Source organism: Paraferrimonas haliotis, assembly GCF_002282895.1.
Classification (GTDB): Bacteria; Pseudomonadota; Gammaproteobacteria; order Enterobacterales; family Shewanellaceae; genus Paraferrimonas; species Paraferrimonas haliotis.
In genome coordinates, this window is the sequence record NZ_NRRB01000001.1 from 525,130 (window position 1) to 543,022 (window position 17,893).

Sequence of the window (17,893 nt, forward strand, 5' to 3'; positions counted from 1 at the left end):
TGCGATTGTAAGTAAATTGAATCATTCGCATTAATAACACACAAGAAGACTCGTCATGCCAGCCAAGACTCACGATATACGCATCGACCGAATTAAAGAATTGTTGCCGCCCATAGCGGTAACGGAAAAATTTCCAGCCACCGAGCAAGCAGTAAACACGGTTCTTGGATCCCGCGACGCGATTCAAAAGATTCTAGCTCGAGAAGATGACCGCCTATTGGTGGTCATTGGACCCTGTTCAATCCACGATCCACAAGCGGCGCTCGAATACGCGAATCGGCTGGTGAAGCTGCGTGAGCAGCACAAAGAGCAATTAGAAATTGTCATGCGAGTGTATTTTGAAAAGCCTCGCACTACCGTCGGTTGGAAAGGGCTTATTAATGACCCTTACATGGATAATAGCTTTCAATTGAATGACGGTTTGCGCATTGCTCGTAAGCTGTTGCTGGACATTAACGATCGCGGTCTACCAACAGCGGGTGAGTTTTTAGACATGATAACCCCACAATACGTGGCGGACTTCATGTGTTGGGGAGCCATTGGCGCACGCACAACCGAGTCTCAGGTTCACCGCGAACTCGCCTCAGGATTATCTTGCCCAGTTGGCTTTAAAAATGGCACCGATGGCACCATAAAAATTGCCATCGACGCCATCGGCTCGGCCAGTGCACCTCACCACTTCTTATCGGTGACCAAGTACGGACATTCCGCGATTGTTGCGACAAAGGGGAATGAGCATTGCCACATCATTTTACGCGGCGGCCAATCACCGAACTACAGTGGCGAGCACGTACAAGAGATATCGGCTCAGTTAACCGACGCGAAGCTTACGCCCAACATCATGATTGACTTCAGTCATGCTAACAGCGAAAAGAAATTCAAGAAGCAACTCACGGTTGCCGACAATGTATGCCAGCAACTGCAACAGGGCGAGGACAACATATTTGGTGTCATGATTGAAAGTAACCTTGAAGAAGGTCGTCAAGATCTTGTTGAAGGCCAGCACTTAGCATACGGCCAAAGTGTCACAGATGCGTGCATTGGTTGGCCAGATACCGAAGCGGTACTGGCACAGTTGGCAGAAGCGGTTAGTCAACGCAGAAAATAACCGCCACCCGTTATTTATGGACTAACCGCTACAAATCGGCCTATGGTTTGACCTTGCTCGTTCAGCAAGCTCAACTGTGGGCCTTTTATTTGATAGCGTTTAGCATTACCAAGAATCGACATCATTTGAGCTTCTAAATCGCTGCCTTGGGCGCACATTTTCATGGTCGCTGCAAACATCCCAAATTGAATATCAGTACCTTTAAGGGTGTATGTAGAGTTAAAACCATTGCAGCCATTAAATCCGGAAACCGACGCGTTTTCTTCATTTAGAGAAAAATAAGCGGGTCGTTCTTGTTCCCCCAGTTGCAGTTTCTCACCGGCAACGTGAACCAGTTTCCAGCGAGTGTTTTGCAACTTAGGCTGAGCACGAACCACTTTTTTGACTAATACGTTTCGATGGCCATCGTCTGAAGATAATGCGTCGATGAACTCATCGTTGGTGAACAGCAGTTTACCTTTATGCTCGATCCGAGCTCGCAATGCATAGCGGTGATTGGGCTTGAACTGCTCTTTAGGTACAACAAATTCGAATGAATACGGCGGTGCTTTGGAGGCGCTAATCAGTTTCTGCGCGATAACCTCTGCAGGTGCGTCGGCAAGCGAGACGTCTTCCAAATAAACGTGCACCAGAGCATCGTCAGGAAGTGCGATTTTCTCGCGATACCAGACCTCGCCTTTGACCGTTTGGCTGGCAGACTCTCCTTCAGAGGCCTGTTCTCCATTAGAACAAGCGCTTAGGGCGAATACAGTTACAAATACCGCGGTAAGGCGAGCCACAAGGCCTGCTTTCATGCTAACTCCTTGATAAAGGGACATCATTAGGTTTTGGTTTTCGTTGTTGATTTCGACCCTTAACCGACAAAGAAGTTCGCAAAATGAATCTTTCGCAGTATGCTGGAAGTAACAAACGCGAGGAAATCTTATGTGGGTCACCGGAAAAATAATAAAACGAATCGATTGGAACGAGAAACTCTTCACCTTAGTCATTGACGCCGATATTGGAGACTTTAAAGCGGGCCAGTTTATAAAGCTCAGCCAATATGCCAATGACAAGCGAGTGGCCAGAGCTTACTCGCTGGTTAATGCCGAGAATGCTCGCCATTTAGAAGTGCTGGCGGTTACCGTTGAAGATGGCCAGTTGTCGCCGCAATTGCATCGTCTAGAAAGCGGTGACGAAATAGAAGTGAGCAGCAAGGCCGCCGGCTTCTTGGTACTGGATGAGGTACCCGCAGCGGACAATTTGTGGATGCTTGCTACCGGCACTGCCGTTGGGCCATTTATATCCATGCTGTTGGGGCAAGAAGTTTGGCGTAAGTACAAAAATATCCGTTTGGCCTATGGCGCTCGTTTTCAAGAGGATCTAGCTTACAAAGCCCACCTAGATGAAATTGCCGCTCATCATAGCGAGCAATTTGCGTGGCAGCCGTTAATTACTCGAGAGAACTTTAATGGCAACATTCAGCAGCGTATTCCACAGGCGTTAGCCAGTGAGACATTACAGCAACAATTGAACTGCAGCATTTCGCCTTTGAACAGCCAAGTGATGCTGTGCGGTAACCCTGATATGATCAGCGAAACCGTCGAATTACTAAAGTCCATGGGACTTGAGAAAAACCTTCGTCGCAAACCGGGGCAGATTACTGTAGAAAAGTATTGGTAAGCTACGCTCGTATGCGGCCAGTGAAGAATGGAGATAGACATGAAATTACTTGCCGCATTACTGTTGCTGTCAATGCCTTGTTATGCAATGGACATTAGCGATCCTAAACAAAGTTACGCTCAACTCGTTGATGATAAGGGTAACATTAGCTTTCCCACTCATTTTCAGACCGACCTGGTGCACCTTGGGACAACAGCGGTGTTCGCCGATGGTAAGCAGTTACAAAACCTCAATGGCATTTACACTCAAAAGCTCAGCATTGAGCACTTCAATAAAACCGGTGAGTGGCTTGATGGCACGGTGTTTTTCAAAGACATTAAGTTTGTTGAAAAACAACCCATGACAACGGGCTTGGTGTACCATCAACAAGGCAATGACGTCTTCTTTGTGATGATTAAAGACAATAAAGGTCGCTTTGCGGGCAACCCTCACTGGGGGGAAGGTTGGGGCTGGGCCATGTTTGATGCTGAGCCTGGTGACAACATCAGTGACAATCGCCAATTTTGCCAAGCGTGCCATGAGCCTCGTAAAGACTGGCAGTGGCTGCACTTAGAGCAATATCCCAAATTGATCAATGTACCCAAGCAATAACGCTCGCCATAAAAAAAGCACTCCTTGGAGTGCTTTTTACGTTAGTGGGCGTTTACTTATCTAGTTAGACGAGTATGTGTTACCACCAACCAACTCTGTTTTGTTGTCGGCCTGATGAACGTGACATTGGTTACAGTTGTACCAATGCATGTTTAACTCAGTCGGTGACTTCAAGTGAGTTTCGTGAACCGTTGGCGCCATTTTCTTGCCTGGACCATGACAGCTTAAACACGAGTTTTTCTTCGCAGTAATGCTGTATTCCTTGTGCGGCATCAAAGGCGGTTGGTGAACAAATTCACGCTCCATCGCTTTGCCGCGCTTAGGAAAGGTGGCCAAAGGCTCAGCCGGACGTGACTCAGAAATGGCTAAGTCACCGTGAATCGATTTAACGTTTACCGGCTCAGCAGTGGTTTGCGCCGATTGACCAGAGCAGGCTCCTAGGAATAAGGCGACTGCTACTACACTCATTAGTTTTTTCATGTGATATCTCCGCCTTAAACCTTACTGATTTTAACTGGGCACTTCTTAAAGTCGGTTTCTTTCGACAACGGGTCGGTGCAGTCGAGTAACAGCTTGTTGACCAGCTGGCGAGCATCAAAGAATGGCATAAATACCACGCCTTGAGGCGGCTTGTTACGGCCTTTGGTTTCAACGCGAGTGCGCACTTCACCACGAGGTGATGCAACTAAGACTTCATCGCCATTGGCCAAGCCACGATCTTTAGCATCTTGAGGATGCATAAAGACTTGTGCGTCTGGATACGCTTTGTGCAATTGAGGTACACGCGCGGTCATGGTACCTGTGTGCCAGTGTTCCAATACGCGGCCTGTGCTCATCCACAAATCGTATTCGGCGTTTGGCTCTTCTGCCGCTGGCTCAAAAGGTAGCGCGAAGATAACCGCTTTACCGTCTGGTTTTCCGTAGAAATCCCAGCCAGAGCCTTTCTTAGCGTATGGATCCGAACCTTCTTTAAAGCGCCACTGGGTTTCTTGACCATCAACTACTGGCCAACGCAAACCACGCACTTCATGGTAGCGGTCAAACGGTGCTAAATCGTGACCATGACCACGGCCAAATTCGGCGTACTCTTCGTACAGACCTTTTTGTAGGTAGAAGCCGAATGCATCCGCTTCATCATTCATTTCGCCTTTACAGTCGCTGCTTGGGTATTTATCAACAACACCGTTGGCAAACAGGACGTCGTATAGGGTCTTGTCGGCGTATTCAGGCTTCTTGGCTACAAGCTCCGCAGGCCAAACTTCGCTGACTTTAAAGCGCTTGGAGAATTCAACTAATTGCCATAAGTCGGAGCGAGCGCCTTTAGCAGGCTTAACTTGCTGATGCCACATTTGAGTACGACGTTCAGCGTTACCATAAGCACCTTCTTTCTCAACCCACATTGCGGTTGGTAAAATAAGGTCGGCGGCCATGGCGGTAACCGTTGGGTATGGGTCAGACACCACAATAAAGTTCTCAGGGTTACGGAAGCCCGGTAGAATTTCGTCGTTGATGTTTGGACCGGCCTGCATGTTGTTGGTACACATGGTCCAATAACAGTTAAGCTTGCCATCTTTCAGCATACGGCTTTGCAGAACGGCGTGATAACCTGGTTTTGGCGGGATAGTCCCTTCTGGTAGTTGCCACAGCTTCTCAGTCTTAGCACGGTGCTTAGGATTCGCAACCACCATATCCGCAGGTAAACGGTGAGCAAAGGTACCCACTTCACGAGCAGTACCACAAGCCGATGGTTGGCCCGTTAGCGAGAATGGGCTGTTGCCTGGGGTTGAAATCTTACCGGTGAGCAAGTGCAGGTTGTAAAGCATGTTATTTGCCCACACGCCGCGAACGTGTTGGTTGATGCCCATGGTCCACAAGCTCATGACCTTGATGTTTGGATCGGCGTAGGCTTTGGCCAGTGCTTCGAGCTTCTCGGCAGGAACACCAGATTCTTTTGCAGCGTACTCTAGGGTGTACGGCTTAACGAATTCTTTGTAACGTTCGAAATCAATTTTCTGGCTCTTACCATTGCCTGGGTTCTTTGCTTTCTTTTCAAGCGGGTGATCCGGACGCAAGCCGTAACCAATATCCGTGGTACCTTCGGCAAAGTTAACGTGATTCTTAACGAAATCATCGTTTACCGCACCCTTAGAGATGATGTAATTGGCGATAAAGTTTAGGATGATCAAGTCGGTTTGCGGCTTGAAGATCATGCCGTTGTCGGCCAGATCAAAGGAGCGGTGCTCATAGGTAGAAAGCACGTGCACGCGGCTTTTATCGTTGGTTAGACGACGGTCTGACAGGCGCGCCCACAAAATTGGGTGCATTTCCGCCATGTTTGAACCCCACAGCACGAAATGATCCGCAGCTTCAAAGTCATCATAACAACCCATAGGCTCATCGATACCGAAGGTACGCATGAAACCACCCACAGCCGACGCCATACAGTGGCGAGCGTTCGGGTCAATGTTGTTGGTCAAGAAGCCGGCTTTGTGCAGCTTAGAAGCGGCGTAGCCTTCAAACACAGTCCATTGGCCAGAGCCAAACATACCTACTGACGTTGGGCCTTTCTTAGCGAGAGACTCTTTCCACTTAGCGGCCATGGTGTCTAGGGCTGTGTCCCAAGATACTGGGGTAAAGTCACCGTTTTTATCGTACTTGCCATCTTTCATGCGAAGTAGCGGTGAATCTAGGCGATCCTTGCCATACATAATCTTGGCGAGGAAGTAACCTTTAATACAGTTCAAGCCATGGTTAACCGGGCTTTCATGATCGCCTTGAGTTGCGACCACCTTGCCATTTTTAGTACCTACAAGAACACTACAACCTACACCACAAAAACGACAAGGGGCTTTATCCCACTTGATGTCTTGGCTGTCGGTCTCTGCTAGTACCTTCACTGGAATACTCACTCCAGCAGCGGTAGCAGCAGCGGCCACGGCGTTGCTCTTTAGGAACTGACGACGACTGATGCTCATGGTTTCCTCTCTATTCTTCTACGGGTTCAATTTGGTGATACACCAAGGTGGCTGATAACACACCTTGAGTTTTGTTAATGGCTTCAACGCCATCGAGCAATGCGGACTGTGAGTGACTTTCCACGGTTACAACCATTTTGCCATTGTTGTCGGACGCGTGAATTTCAACACCGGCAATGTTAGTGAGCGAGTCACTGACTTGCGTTTCCAATTCGGGCTTGCAATGAACCACCAAACTGGTGACTTGGTACTCTTCGGCCATAGCGATTTGCCTGCATATAAAATGATAATAAATTCTAAATAATCGAAAGTTTAGACTGCTTTAGTCTAAACTTCACATCAATGCGTGATATACCTCACAAGTGATATTGAGGCTAAACCCTGACGGATATCAAGTTTTTTCAATCAAACGTTTTTAATTGCGTGCGCTTTAATAGCCAGTCATTTCCAGATAACCAATACCTTGATGACTGCCAGTTACGGTTACCGGGCCTTCCCAGTAAGGGAGACTAAGGGCCATTTCACTGTTGCTATTGATGGCCTTAACCTCCAAATCGATGGGCGTATCGCTAATGGATAACTGCCAACCAATGGGATAATTGTGCCCAGCTTTTGAAAAGGTCTCTGTGACTTTCAGTGTTACATTTGTGTTATTAAATTGTTGCTGGCTGCCGTCGCGATTCATTATGTTGGCGTACACATAATCTGGATTTCCCCGCAGACGATACACCATCAGCTTTTCATCGGGATTAATGGTGAGGGCAAACCAGTCCCAGCCGGCTTGAGACTTGTCTAAAAACTGCGACGACCATTCTCTGTCCAACCAACCTTCACCTTGCACCATATTCCAAGTGTCATTGATGCGTACTTTTCCAGAAATTTTGATAAAAGGTTGAGAATAGTAGTAACTGGCTATGGGTTGTGTGGCGTGCTTTTGTGAGTAACCCTGTTGTCCTTGTTTGTGTATCGGGGCATCGCTGGACAGGGATAATTGATACTCAAATTTATCGTCTTTCACCGTTAACGTGGCCGGCAGCAACTGGTCGCTTTGGCTTTGCCAGCGCCAATTGTGAAGAAATACTTGCAGTGGTGAGTTGGCAACGTCCGCCAACTCCGGATGCTGACGCTCCCAACGCTCCGCCACTTCATGTTGCGACTCGCTGGTGACGGCCGCATGAGCCATAAACAGTTGCCCCGTTTGCCAACCATGCTGGGGGGTGAGCTTGTTGTCTAAAGACACTCGAAACTGGGTCCACTGTAAACCAATATCTTGCCCCTGCTCATTTTTAAGATTGGCGGTTAGGTACCACCATTCTTGTCGAAATTCTGGATGGGCAGCGTGATCCTGTGGAAACTGCAGCGGTTGCCCTTTAACAACGGCGGCGAATTCTTCACCGCCATTTTGCAAGGATTGACTCAAGCGCGTTGTCGCATTCTGCGATGACGTTGGTTGAGAATCAGAACAGGCGCTCATGGCTATTAAGAGTGTCAGTGCAATTAGGTACTTCATTGTCCTTGCTCCTCTTGCAAGCGTGTTAATAGCGGTTGTTTAAGCTGCCACTGAATGGCGGCGAAGCTTGCTAGCAAGGTAGCAATAGCGGCTATCCCGAGCAGTTGCCAGAAATCACCCCACTGCCAATTCATGGCCACGGTCCAGCCGAAGCTGTACAGGGTTACTTTGTCGATAAGCGCCCAAGCGAGTAGAGCGCTCATGGGAAGCGCCAGCAAGCCGCTCAGCAGCAATAACGCCAGATTTTGAGCCAGCGCTAACGCCAGCAGTTGCCGCTGAGTAAGCCCTAGGCTGCTCAGCAGAGCGAAGGCGGCAAGTCGGCCTTGAGTTAAGCTCAATATCGCACTGAACAAGCCTAAACTGGCAACAATTAAAGTTAAGCTGTTGAGGGTTAGGGTAATGGCAAAGGTTTGTTCAAACATACCTTGGGCCGTTTCTCGTAAGGTTTTTTGGTCAATGATTTCTTGGTCAGTGAGTCGATAACGCTGCAGCAATTGATTAAACAGAGTTAAGGGCGCCGCTGAATCGGTTAGTTTCACCCCAATGGAAATGGGATCGGCTTCATTAAATTTAACCAGATAGTCGGACTCACTGATAAATACTTGTCCTCTTGGGTTACCGTAATCGTAATAAATGGCCCCAATGCTAAAGCGACCGATGCCGTCTAGCTCAATAACCTGTCCCACTGTTAGGCCATTTCTAAGAGCCATCGGCTCGCTCATCAGCAATACGCCGCCGTTATCAAATGCCTGCCATAACTGGGGTTGTTGCTGTTTCATAGCCAGCGCTTGTTGCAGGTGAATCGTCTCACTGCTGCTCACGAGAATAGGGCGGTTGTTAAATCTGAGTCCGGATTGATAGTAATGACTGAGCCGAGCCACCGAGGCATGCTGTTGCAAAAAGCCGTCAATGGCTTCTAGTTGATTAGGGTTCGGGCGCAGATAAATGTCGGCGTTTAATCGTTGCGACAGGAAGCGCTGCAAACTGGCATCAAAACTGGTGACCAAGGTGGTCATGGCAACGTTGGCACTCAGCGCCAACAACATTGCCATCATCGCCAGACTTAACCCCTGAGCCAGTTGCCGAGCGTCGGCGACAAACCACTGGCTCAAGCCTCTAGGCACTTTTTTGGCTATCAATGACAAACAAGCTTGCAGTGACCAAGGCAGCATCATGGGCATGGCTAAGGTGATCATGCCTGTGGCTAACAGCGATAACCGATAATCTTGGCTAAACCATAAAATATTGCAGGCCACCAAGGTAATTAATAGACCAATGAGCGCCAGTTTACTTTGTAATGAGTCGAATTGACCAAGGTTACCGGTGAGTTGCGAGCGGGCAATTAATTGCTTGCTGGCCAATTCTTTCAAACTCGGGTACAAGGCAAAGGCCGAGGCAATCAGTGAGACACCCCACGCTTGCCACCACCAACTCATTCGCCAGTCGCCCGGCAACAAGTTAACCTGGTAGAGCCGCTCAAGAGTCACCGATACCATGGGTTGCAACCAGTGGGCTAATTGTAAGCCCAACCACAGTCCAATGCTCACACCCACTGCACACAACAGCAGTTGCTCAATGATCAAAGCGACAGACAGCGCCCGTTGTGACATGCCCAATTGTCGCAAACGTAATATCAACGCTTGCCTTTGCAATAAACTGAAGCGAATAGCGTTGTAAGCGATGAACCCACCCACCACAAAAGCAAGGTAGCTAATAGCGCTTAGATTTAAATGGAACGACGCCGTTAGCGAGGCCATGTCCATGGATTTGTCCTGCGCTTGCAAACGAGCGTTTGCTGGAAGTAGTGGTCGAATTCGGTCGGTAACGGCGTCATCAAAAATGGCGATGTAGCCCAACTTTCCGGGCTGCTCGAGCAGCTGTTGAGCGGCGGCGATGTCCACCACAATACCGTTACCAAGGCGATCGTCATCAATGGCAATAATTTGAATGGCTTGGCCGTTACTAAAGCGCAGGCGGTTATCTTTAGGCAAGTCCAATTGGCTGGCGAATTCTTGGCTTACCAGCCCAATAAACGGGGCCTGCAGAAGTTGCGCCAGCGATACCGATTGACGCAAAGCCTGATTGTCATTGGTTTGGGTACTTTGAGATTGAGCGTTGTTGGAGTCAAACTGGGAAAAGGCACTAATAAAGTCGAGGCCTTGGATTTTAATGTACTGCCCGTTCTTGGCCGTCAGCCAGCCACTTAAATACGGTGCGATGGGCTCTATGCCTTCACGCTTAAGAGTTCGATAGACGCTGTCGTCGATAAACGCATTGTCAGTTTGGCTTTGTATCAGCCATTTAGCTGGTTGAGCCAGCACTTCACTGGCGTTTTGATAGCTGTCTTTAGCCCGTTCATTAATGGCTTTTACACCAATAAGCAGGCTCACCGCTAAAATGAGGCCCACCAGCGCTCCCAACAATTGAATGGGGTGCTGGCGGTAATGACGCGCCATGATGGCGAGTATTTTTAAGCTGTCATTAAGCATGTTATTTCCCCGCACTAATTAGCGGAGTGATTTTGTTCTCTTGCTCGCTGTTTTTGTCTCGAGTGAGCTGCAGTTTTCCTTGAATGAGGGTGTAGGTTTTTTGTAAATAATTGGCGGCTTCGCGGCTGTGTGTCACCATAATAATAGCGCTGTTGGCCACTCGGCTGAGTTCTACCAACAATTGCATCACTTGCTCAGAGGCTTGTTGATCTAAGTTGCCGGTGGGCTCGTCAGCCAGCAACAACAGCGGTTTATGAGCGATGGCTCGAGCAATGGCAATGCGTTGCTGTTGACCGCCGGAAAGCTGGTGGGGGTATTTGTCTAACAGCTCGCTTACCTGCAATTGCTGACATAAATAGTCGCTCCAATCGTCCCAACGTTTACCTGCAAGGCTTAAGCAAAAGTCGATGTTCTGGCGAGCGGTCAATGGGGCGAGCAAATTATAGTTTTGAAAAACAACGCCTAACTCTTTGCGTCGCCATTGCGCCAACTCGTTATCGCTCATTAGATGGATGTCGCGCTGTTGAAAGCGAGCGAGGCCCGAGTCAGGAGTTTGATAAGCGGCAATAATGTTAAGCAGTGTACTTTTGCCGCTGCCGCTTGCTCCCATAAGGGCAATTTGCTCTGCGTCAGCAACCTTGAGATCGACGTCCGATAAGACTTGGCTAACTTGATTGCCCATGGTAAATGCTTTGGACATGGATTCAATGGTAACGATAGAGTTGGGCATAGGACCTCCTTTATTCCTTACATCCTTTACGGATTAAGCATAAGAGAAGATCAGCCCAAAACAAAACGCCCCGCAATGAGCGAGGCGCTTACTCATCAAGCGTATGATCAGTCCAGTGTGTAACTTAGGGGTTGCACTTTAAGGTCACTGTCGATGTCGGCGACTTGGTAGCTGGCGTTCTCATCGGCATCGATGCTCATTATGGCCAACACATCCAACTGCTCGCCTTTTTGAGCGGCTGCTATAATTTCACCGCTGCGACGTCCGTCTACCGTTAACCCAGTACCCGCAGCGACGTCCGCTTTCGCTTGTCCTGACAAACAAAATAGTCGGCGTTTAAGACCACCGCGATAGTGGATTCTAGCCACGGTTTCTTGACCTAAATAACAGCCTTTTTCAAAGCTTATTCCGGACAATGCCTGCAGATTAAACATTTGCGGAATATATTGGCCCATGTGCTGCTCGCCAAACAAAGGCAGCCCCGCTTGGATTTCGTTAACCCAAAAGCCTTTGCTGGTCTCTAGCGCCAACTCAGTTGCAGAGAAGACTAACAAACCATGGGGTTGTCGCAGCAAAGTCGTGCCGTTAAACTCGGCGCTATCGCCTTCAAATGGACTAAAGTGTTGCTCAATAAAGGCATTGCTGTCGCCGGTAATGGCATAACAGAATAAGGTATCGGTGATGTCCTCAAACGCAACTTTATTAAACACGGCGTATTTTTGAATTTGCGCTAAATCCTGCTGCGCAATTTCTTTTGGCAAAATTAGTAATACACCAGAGCTTTGTCGAATCATTCGAAACGCGGCTAACAATTTACCTTTTGGGTCGCAATGGCCGCCCCAGCTGCTGTCGTTGTTTTGCAAAGCAACCAAATCGCAGGTTATTTGGCTTTGTAAAAAGCTAACGGTGTCGTCACCGCTCGCTCGAATTACGGCTAGGTGCTTAACGGTATGACATTGATAAGCGTTATTCATAGTGGGGTTCCCAAACTAAATAGGTGCTGCAAGTAGCCAGATTGTAATCCAAATTACTCATCAGCGCAGCACTCGAGCACGGATGGTGCCATCAATTTGCCTTAATTGCGATAAGGCTCGCTCAGCATCGTCGCTGTTAATATCCATCACCACGTAACCAATATCTGCAGTGGTTTGTAGGTATTGCGAGGCAATGTTGATGTGCTCTTGCGCAAATGCTTGGTTAATTTGTTGCAATACACCGGGTTGGTTACGGTGAATATGCAATAAGCGGCTGGTTCCTTGGTGTCCAGGCAACGACACTTCAGGAAAGTTGACTGCCGATAGCGTAGAGCCATTGTCGGAATATTTGACCAGTTTACCAGCGACTTCAATGCCGATATTTTGCTGAGCTTCTTGGGTGCTACCGCCAATATGAGGGGTTAATATCACGTTGTCTAATCCGCGCAGAGGACTGACAAATTCGTCCTGATTCGACTTAGGCTCAACCGGGAATACGTCGACCGCGGCACCGCCCACCTGATTCGACTCTACTGCAACCTTAAGCGCTTCAATGTCGACTACCGTGCCTCGAGAAGCATTAATGAACTTGGCACCGGTTTTCATGGCCGCAAACTCTTCGGTTGAGAACATGTTTTTGGTTGCTGGGGTCTCTGGTACATGCAAAGACACGAAATCAGACTGACCCAGCAAGGTGGTTAAATCGTGCACTTGGTGGGCATTCCCTAAAGGCAGTTTATCTTCGATATCAAAGAATTCTACTCGCATACCTAAGGTTTCAGCCAAAATGCCCAGTTGGGTACCAATGTGTCCATAACCAATAATGCCTAAGGTTTTACCGCGAACTTCGGTTGAGCCCTTGGCGCTTTTGGCCCAACCGCCTCGGTGGCATTGGGCGTTACGTTGCGGAATCCCTCGACTTAACATAATGATTTCAGCGAGCACTAATTCAGCCACACTGCGTGTGTTGCTAAAAGGCGCATTAAACACAGGCACGCCTTTAAGCTCAGCGGCTTTAAGGTCAACCTGATTGGTGCCGATGCAAAAGCAGCCAATGGCTACAAGCTTGTTCGCTTTCTCAAGCACTGCTTGTGTGAGTTGGGTTCGAGAACGAATGCCAACAAAGTGCGCGTTAGCAATTTTCTCGGTTAATTCGTCGCCGGTTAACGAGGAAGATATCGACTCAATGTTGGAATACCCCATACGCTGCATGGTATCGATGGCGCTTTGATGAACACCTTCTAACAACAAGACATTTATTTTGCCTTTATCCAATGAATGCTGGGTCATATCGTTTCCTTAAAATTCGAAGAGCGAGAGCCCTTAAAACTATCAAAAAAACGCATGGTTGCAAGGGGTAAAGACACGCTTGCAGCGGATTTATTTTCAATTAGTGGGATGGGAGGTGTCATACCTTTGAGCGAGATCGCCGTCGTCCTTTTTGCTGACTTCCAAAATGTGCGCTATACCCATAGATGACGTTCGTTCGATTACAAGCAAAGGAGTTGCTATGTCTGAAGAAAAACATCTACTGTTGCTACAACCTCAAAAACAAGCCTGCACCTTATCGGCGATTGCGCAAAGGGCTGGCTATCGTGTCGTCATAGAGGATGATCCGCAACACTTTCCAAATCCTAATAAGCTGTCTGGTCAAATCATTTATATGGTGAGCTGTCGCGAAGTTCAAAGCGCGACCCAAGGCATTCCCGATGTGGTTAATCAGTTGCTGGTGAGCGGTTTTTCGCAATCTCGCATTCGCGTGGCCTTGTATCAGGCACCAACCGGTGAGGTTAATGAAAGCTTGGCAATGCTTATGGGGTTGCAAGGCGTGTACTATGACCATCATCCGTTGGATAGGTTGCTCATTGGTTTAGCTAAAATGTTGGCGGGGGAGTTGTGGTTCAGCAGCAGTGTTGTGGGGCAGCTGTGTCAGCAGTTGATTTTCGAGCAAGCGCGAAACCAAGTGGATCCGCAACAACTGCAATTGGTGGATTCACTCACACTGAAAGAGCGTAAAGTCATCACTTTGGTGTGCTCAGGCGCTCGCAATAAGGAAATCGCTCGACAGCTTTATATCAGCGAGCATACGGTGAAGTCGCACATTTCGGCTATTTACCGAAAAACTCAAGTGCGCAACCGTGTAGCGCTGCACCGATGGGCTTCTCAACATCAGGCGCTATTGACTACAGCGAGCTAATGGAGGTTACCTACGACAAGAATATTTAGGGTATGATGGTTGCCAAATTATAATCAGAGAAATTCTTTTGCGCCCCTCATTCCTAACTTCGGCACACGCCGATAATTCGCTGTTGCCTCGTTTGGTACGTTTTATTGTTTTGGCTGGATTCATGGCGTTGCTCATAAGCTACCCTGAGTACAGTATTTTGCTCATGTCACAGGCGATTCAATGGGCGTTGGATACCTTTGGGTTAGCGCTATTGTGCTTAAGCAGCGGTATCATCATTGTTTGTTCAGCCATTGCCGTGTCTCCGCTAGGGCGCATCAAGCTTGGAGGTGAGGGCGCTCAACCCGAGTTTGGCTTATTCAGCTGGTTAGCTATGTTGTTTGCTGCAGGAATGGGATCGGGTTTGATATTTTGGGGTGTCGCTGAGCCCATCAGTCATTTTGCAAACCCGCCCGCGTTTGTTGCTGATAGCCAAGATCTAAAGGATACGGCGCTTGCATTAACCTATTTTCATTGGGGGCTGCACGCCTGGGCGATATACGCCTTGGCGGGTTTGGCGGTTGCCTGGTTTGGCTTTAATCGCGGCCGTGAGTTGCGAATATCCGCAAGCTTTAGCGGCAAACCGCGTCCTGGTGCTTGGGTGATTCTCGATTGGTTGGCCATCATCGCTATCTTGTTTGGGGTCGCGGGCACCTTCGCAAATACAATCGCCTTGGTGCAAACCGGGGTCGAGCAGTCTACCAGCATAACCTTCGAAGACTCGGCGTTTCGCTATGGGCTATTAGTCTTGATTGGGTTGTTATTTATGGCTTCTTCATTAACGGGCCTTAACCGAGGCATCAAATACGTTTCCCAGTTTAATCTCATATTGATGATTACCCTAGCTTTGGTAGTCTTGATGCTCAGCGGTTCCCTCAACTCATTATGGATAGCGCTTACATCAAGTGTTGAATACCTAAAGCTGTTGCCTCAAGTCTCTTTTTCGATTGCGCCGGAATCGAAACAGTGGAGTATTGGGTGGACCGTGATCTACCTTGTTTGGTGGGTGGCGTGGGCACCGTTTGTAGGCCCTTTCATTGCTCGCATATCCAAAGGTCGAACTGTTCGCCAGTTTTTAGCCTGCGCCATTGTCGTACCGACGGTCGCATCAATTTTATGGTTCAGCATATTCGGCGGTAACGCTTTGATTGGTGGCGCAACTGCTGCCATTAGCGATGCCGTGAGTCAAGATTATACTCAAGGCCTGTTTCTATTTTTTGATGGTTTTCCTTTAACGCAGGTGTTGTCCTTTGCGGCGATAATTTTGCTGATAACTTTTGTTATTACCAGCGCCGATTCAGCGGTATTGGTGTGCGGCCTGTTGGAAGGTGAAAATCACTTGCTAAATAAATTGCTGTGGGGGCTTTTGCTGTTGGCGTTATCGATGGCGCTGGTGGGCATTAACGATGTGGATTTAAATAAACAAATAGCCATTGCCGGTGCACTGCCGTTTACCTTGGTGCTGGTTGGTCAACTCATCATGATGCTAAAAGACATGGTAACCCAGGTTAACTCTAGGTAACCGTGGCTATTAAGCGCGCTCGATGCTTTGTAAGAAACACTTAAACGCCGATTGCTGGTAATTAGGGTTTTGCCATAAATGAGGTTGCTCTAAGAAGAACTGGCTGGTGGACAAATACATCTGATAGCAATGGTGGCGCAGTAAATCCATTGGCATATCCAACAGCCAACCGTTTTTTGCGCCCAGCATTAATACTTCTTCTAATTGCTGCAGCATTCTATTTTCGAGATTAGATTGCAGCGAAGGCGTTACTTGTTGGTTTTGATAATATCGATAGAAAAAGCGAGTGTGCAGTGGGTGCGTGACCGCCCAATTCATAGACTCAAACCACAACCTAAACAACGCCTCTTGGTAGGTCTGATGATCCAGAGCATCGGAGTTCTGTTTTAACAGGTTTAACGAGGTCACCAAGCCATCGCTCATGCCTTCTTTAACCCAACGATAAAGCGCGTCGATGAGCCCTTGTTTGTTGGTGAAGTGATGAAACAAGGTACCACTGGCCACGCCCGCTGCTTGGGCAATGGATGCGGTAGAGGTGTTGCTGATACCTTGCTTCACAAACAATTCTAAGGCAGCGAATAACAATTGCTGTTTCTTTGAATTGGCCACTTTTACCTCGCTCACTAGCGTACAAACAGCTTTTTAATCAAGGATTGCACCAGACCTTTGTATGGTGGTTGAACCAAACCAGCGGTATAAATTTTTCCTTGAGAAAATACGGTTTTTGCTTTTGAGAAGGTTTTAAATCCTTCAATGCCGTGATAATGCCCCATACCGGATGGACCGACGCCACCAAAAGGCGCATCTTCAGCCGCTACCTGCATCACTGTGTCATTAATCGCCACACCGCCAGAGTGAGTTCGCTGGATGATTTGTTGCTGAGTTTGTTTGTCGAAACTCATGATATACAGTGCCAGCGGGCGTGGTCTGTCTTGAATGTATTTAATGGCTTGCTCAAGCGAGTCGTAAGGAATTATGGGCAAGATAGGGCCAAATATTTCTTGTTGAGCTAAGGTCATGTCATCGCTCACTTGCGTGATTAACTGGGTGGCCATTTTACGGCGTTCAACATCAATGCCATCAGCGATCGCTGGCGTGATGCTGGCGCCTTTTTGTCGAGCATCGTCCAGCCAACTTTGAATGCGACTGAATTGGCGCTCGTTGACCACGTGAGTGTAGTCTTTATTGTTTAAAAAGTCGGGGTACATGGCTCTGAATTTTCTACAGTACAGGTCGATGAACATTTGTACTTTTTCTTTGGGAATTAGGACATAGTCAGGGCTTACGCAAATTTGGCCTGAGTTCATGCATTTACCAAAAATCAAACGCTTAACTGCGGTTTCTAAATCGATATCCGGCGCGATGATGGCCGGCGATTTTCCACCAAGCTCTAAGGTCACTGGGGTCAAGTTGTTCGCTGCCGCGCGCATGACGTGTTTGCCTACTTCGGTGGAGCCGGTGAATAACAGGTGATCAAAAGGCAACTGCGAAAAAGCGGCGGCAACATCAGCTTCACCCTCTACAACCACCACTTGAGTTTCATCAAATACTTCGGCTAAGCATTGCTTTATGACGGCGTTAGTTTTCGGGGTAAACTCGGATTGCTTTAACATGACCCGATTACCTGCGGCCAGTGCGGTAATCATAGGCACCAATCCGAGCATGATGGGGAAATTCCACGGGACAATGATACCAACGACACCTAAGGGCTGATATTCAACTCGCACACTTGCAGGAGCAAGCAGCAAACCGCTGTGGCGTTTTTGTGGTTTCATCCAACTTTTTAGGCGCTTTTTGGTGTACTTGAGACAACCAAAGGTTGGCAGTATGTCGCCAAGCACGCTGTCATTGTTTGCTCGGTGACCAAAGTCATCGCTCATGGCGCTGATTAACTGAGCTTGGTATTTGCTAAAGCTGGCTTTAAAGCGGTCAAGATCGGCAACACGTTGTTCTAAGCTTGGGTAAGGTTTTGCTAAAAAAGCTTTTTTTTGCGCGTGCAATAGCGCATTAAGCTGGTCATCTATCGACAGAGGTAACGGCGTGGCGGTTTGGTTCATCGTAACAATCCTCTAAAAGCTGAACGAAACTGACTAGTCAGTCAGTATGGA

16 protein-coding genes are annotated in these 17,893 nt (G+C 48.1%); 5 read left to right on the top strand and 11 right to left on the bottom strand.

The annotated features are described in order from the left end of the window. Nucleotides 1-55 precede the first annotated feature (55 nt). Nucleotides 56-1,108 carry a 3-deoxy-7-phosphoheptulonate synthase AroG gene (gene aroG / locus CLC91_RS02495; protein ID WP_095499927.1) on the top strand — a complete coding sequence of 351 codons (1,053 nt, stop codon included), beginning with the start codon at nt 56-58 and terminating at the stop codon, nt 1,106-1,108. A 14-nt stretch (nt 1,109-1,122) separates the two neighbouring features. On the opposite strand, the gene CLC91_RS14890 is transcribed toward aroG, so the two are convergent. Further along, entirely contained in the window at nt 1,123-1,902 is a 780-nt protein-coding gene (locus tag CLC91_RS14890; RefSeq protein WP_158220675.1) for a YbaY family lipoprotein, read from the bottom strand. 130 nt (nt 1,903-2,032) lie between these two features. On the opposite strand from CLC91_RS14890, the gene CLC91_RS02505 reads away from it, so the two are divergent. Beyond that, a complete protein-coding gene (locus CLC91_RS02505) occupies nt 2,033-2,770 on the top strand; it encodes a ferredoxin--NADP reductase (protein ID WP_095497371.1) in 738 nt (245 codons plus the stop codon). A gap of 39 nt (nt 2,771-2,809) precedes the next feature. Beyond that, on the top strand, nt 2,810-3,361 hold the full coding sequence (locus CLC91_RS02510; RefSeq protein ID WP_158220676.1) for a cytochrome P460 family protein: 552 nt from the start codon (nt 2,810-2,812) through the stop codon (nt 3,359-3,361). Nucleotides 3,362-3,421: 60 nt separating this feature from the next. On the opposite strand, the gene CLC91_RS02515 is transcribed toward CLC91_RS02510, so the two are convergent. From CLC91_RS02515 to serA, 8 genes are all read right to left on the bottom strand, one after another. After that, nucleotides 3,422-3,841: a nitrate reductase cytochrome c-type subunit gene (locus tag CLC91_RS02515; protein WP_095497373.1), complete on the bottom strand. Its 420-nt coding sequence runs from the start codon at nt 3,839-3,841 to the stop codon at nt 3,422-3,424. A 14-nt stretch (nt 3,842-3,855) separates the two neighbouring features. Further along, on the bottom strand, nt 3,856-6,336 hold the full coding sequence (gene napA / locus CLC91_RS02520) for a nitrate reductase catalytic subunit NapA (RefSeq protein WP_095499928.1): 2,481 nt from the start codon (nt 6,334-6,336) through the stop codon (nt 3,856-3,858). Between the two features lie 10 nt (nt 6,337-6,346). After that, nucleotides 6,347-6,598, bottom strand: coding sequence for a chaperone NapD (locus CLC91_RS02525; RefSeq protein WP_095497375.1), 252 nt, complete (start codon nt 6,596-6,598; stop codon nt 6,347-6,349). Between the two features lie 168 nt (nt 6,599-6,766). Then, complete coding sequence (locus CLC91_RS02530; RefSeq protein WP_095499929.1) at nt 6,767-7,846, bottom strand: lipocalin-like domain-containing protein; 1,080 nt, start codon at nt 7,844-7,846, stop codon at nt 6,767-6,769. Then, nucleotides 7,843-10,335 (bottom strand): FtsX-like permease family protein, encoded by a 2,493-nt coding sequence (locus CLC91_RS02535; protein WP_095499930.1) that lies wholly within the window; start codon nt 10,333-10,335, stop codon nt 7,843-7,845. Before CLC91_RS02535 ends, CLC91_RS02530 begins: the two co-directional genes overlap by 4 nt. A 1-nt stretch (nt 10,336) precedes the next feature. Further along, nucleotides 10,337-11,065, bottom strand: a complete 729-nt coding sequence (locus tag CLC91_RS02540; RefSeq protein WP_095497378.1) for an ABC transporter ATP-binding protein — start codon at nt 11,063-11,065, stop codon at nt 10,337-10,339. Between the two features lie 107 nt (nt 11,066-11,172). Next, nucleotides 11,173-12,039 carry a CAF17-like 4Fe-4S cluster assembly/insertion protein YgfZ gene (gene ygfZ, locus CLC91_RS02545; protein ID WP_095499931.1) on the bottom strand — a complete coding sequence of 289 codons (867 nt, stop codon included), beginning with the start codon at nt 12,037-12,039 and terminating at the stop codon, nt 11,173-11,175. Between the two features lie 60 nt (nt 12,040-12,099). Further along, nucleotides 12,100-13,329, bottom strand: coding sequence for a phosphoglycerate dehydrogenase (serA, locus tag CLC91_RS02550; RefSeq protein ID WP_095499932.1), 1,230 nt, complete (start codon nt 13,327-13,329; stop codon nt 12,100-12,102). A 220-nt stretch (nt 13,330-13,549) separates the two neighbouring features. On the opposite strand from serA, the gene CLC91_RS02555 reads away from it, so the two are divergent. Beyond that, nucleotides 13,550-14,236 (top strand): response regulator transcription factor, encoded by a 687-nt coding sequence (locus CLC91_RS02555; RefSeq protein ID WP_158220677.1) that lies wholly within the window; start codon nt 13,550-13,552, stop codon nt 14,234-14,236. A 139-nt stretch (nt 14,237-14,375) separates the two neighbouring features. After that, nucleotides 14,376-15,785, top strand: a complete 1,410-nt coding sequence (locus tag CLC91_RS02560) for a BCCT family transporter (RefSeq protein ID WP_269844419.1) — start codon at nt 14,376-14,378, stop codon at nt 15,783-15,785. Between the two features lie 9 nt (nt 15,786-15,794). Here CLC91_RS02560 and CLC91_RS02565 read toward each other — a convergent pair whose 3' ends face one another. Together CLC91_RS02565 and CLC91_RS02570 are read right to left on the bottom strand one after the other, a co-directional pair. Next, the gene (locus CLC91_RS02565; RefSeq protein ID WP_158220678.1) at nt 15,795-16,394 is read right to left on the bottom strand and encodes a TetR/AcrR family transcriptional regulator; all 600 of its coding nucleotides are present in this window, start codon (nt 16,392-16,394) and stop codon (nt 15,795-15,797) included. Nucleotides 16,395-16,408: 14 nt separating this feature from the next. Beyond that, nucleotides 16,409-17,842 carry a coniferyl aldehyde dehydrogenase gene (locus CLC91_RS02570; protein ID WP_095499934.1) on the bottom strand — a complete coding sequence of 478 codons (1,434 nt, stop codon included), beginning with the start codon at nt 17,840-17,842 and terminating at the stop codon, nt 16,409-16,411. Nucleotides 17,843-17,893 lie beyond the last annotated feature (51 nt).

Excerpts from the sequence above, each read along its gene's own strand:
- aroG (WP_095499927.1), top strand. The coding sequence starts at position 56 with ATGCCAGCCAAGACTCACGATATACGCATCGACCGAATTAAAGAATTG.
- CLC91_RS14890 (WP_158220675.1), bottom strand. The coding sequence starts at position 1,902 with ATGAAAGCAGGCCTTGTGGCTCGCCTTACCGCGGTATTTGTAACTGTA.
- CLC91_RS02505 (WP_095497371.1), top strand. The coding sequence starts at position 2,033 with ATGTGGGTCACCGGAAAAATAATAAAACGAATCGATTGGAACGAGAAA.
- CLC91_RS02510 (WP_158220676.1), top strand. The coding sequence starts at position 2,810 with ATGAAATTACTTGCCGCATTACTGTTGCTGTCAATGCCTTGTTATGCA.
- CLC91_RS02515 (WP_095497373.1), bottom strand. The coding sequence starts at position 3,841 with ATGAAAAAACTAATGAGTGTAGTAGCAGTCGCCTTATTCCTAGGAGCC.
- napA (WP_095499928.1), bottom strand. The coding sequence starts at position 6,336 with ATGAGCATCAGTCGTCGTCAGTTCCTAAAGAGCAACGCCGTGGCCGCT.
- CLC91_RS02525 (WP_095497375.1), bottom strand. The coding sequence starts at position 6,598 with ATGGCCGAAGAGTACCAAGTCACCAGTTTGGTGGTTCATTGCAAGCCC.
- CLC91_RS02530 (WP_095499929.1), bottom strand. The coding sequence starts at position 7,846 with ATGAAGTACCTAATTGCACTGACACTCTTAATAGCCATGAGCGCCTGT.
- CLC91_RS02535 (WP_095499930.1), bottom strand. The coding sequence starts at position 10,335 with ATGCTTAATGACAGCTTAAAAATACTCGCCATCATGGCGCGTCATTAC.
- CLC91_RS02540 (WP_095497378.1), bottom strand. The coding sequence starts at position 11,065 with ATGCCCAACTCTATCGTTACCATTGAATCCATGTCCAAAGCATTTACC.
- ygfZ (WP_095499931.1), bottom strand. The coding sequence starts at position 12,039 with ATGAATAACGCTTATCAATGTCATACCGTTAAGCACCTAGCCGTAATT.
- serA (WP_095499932.1), bottom strand. The coding sequence starts at position 13,329 with ATGACCCAGCATTCATTGGATAAAGGCAAAATAAATGTCTTGTTGTTA.
- CLC91_RS02555 (WP_158220677.1), top strand. The coding sequence starts at position 13,550 with ATGTCTGAAGAAAAACATCTACTGTTGCTACAACCTCAAAAACAAGCC.
- CLC91_RS02570 (WP_095499934.1), bottom strand. The coding sequence starts at position 17,842 with ATGAACCAAACCGCCACGCCGTTACCTCTGTCGATAGATGACCAGCTT.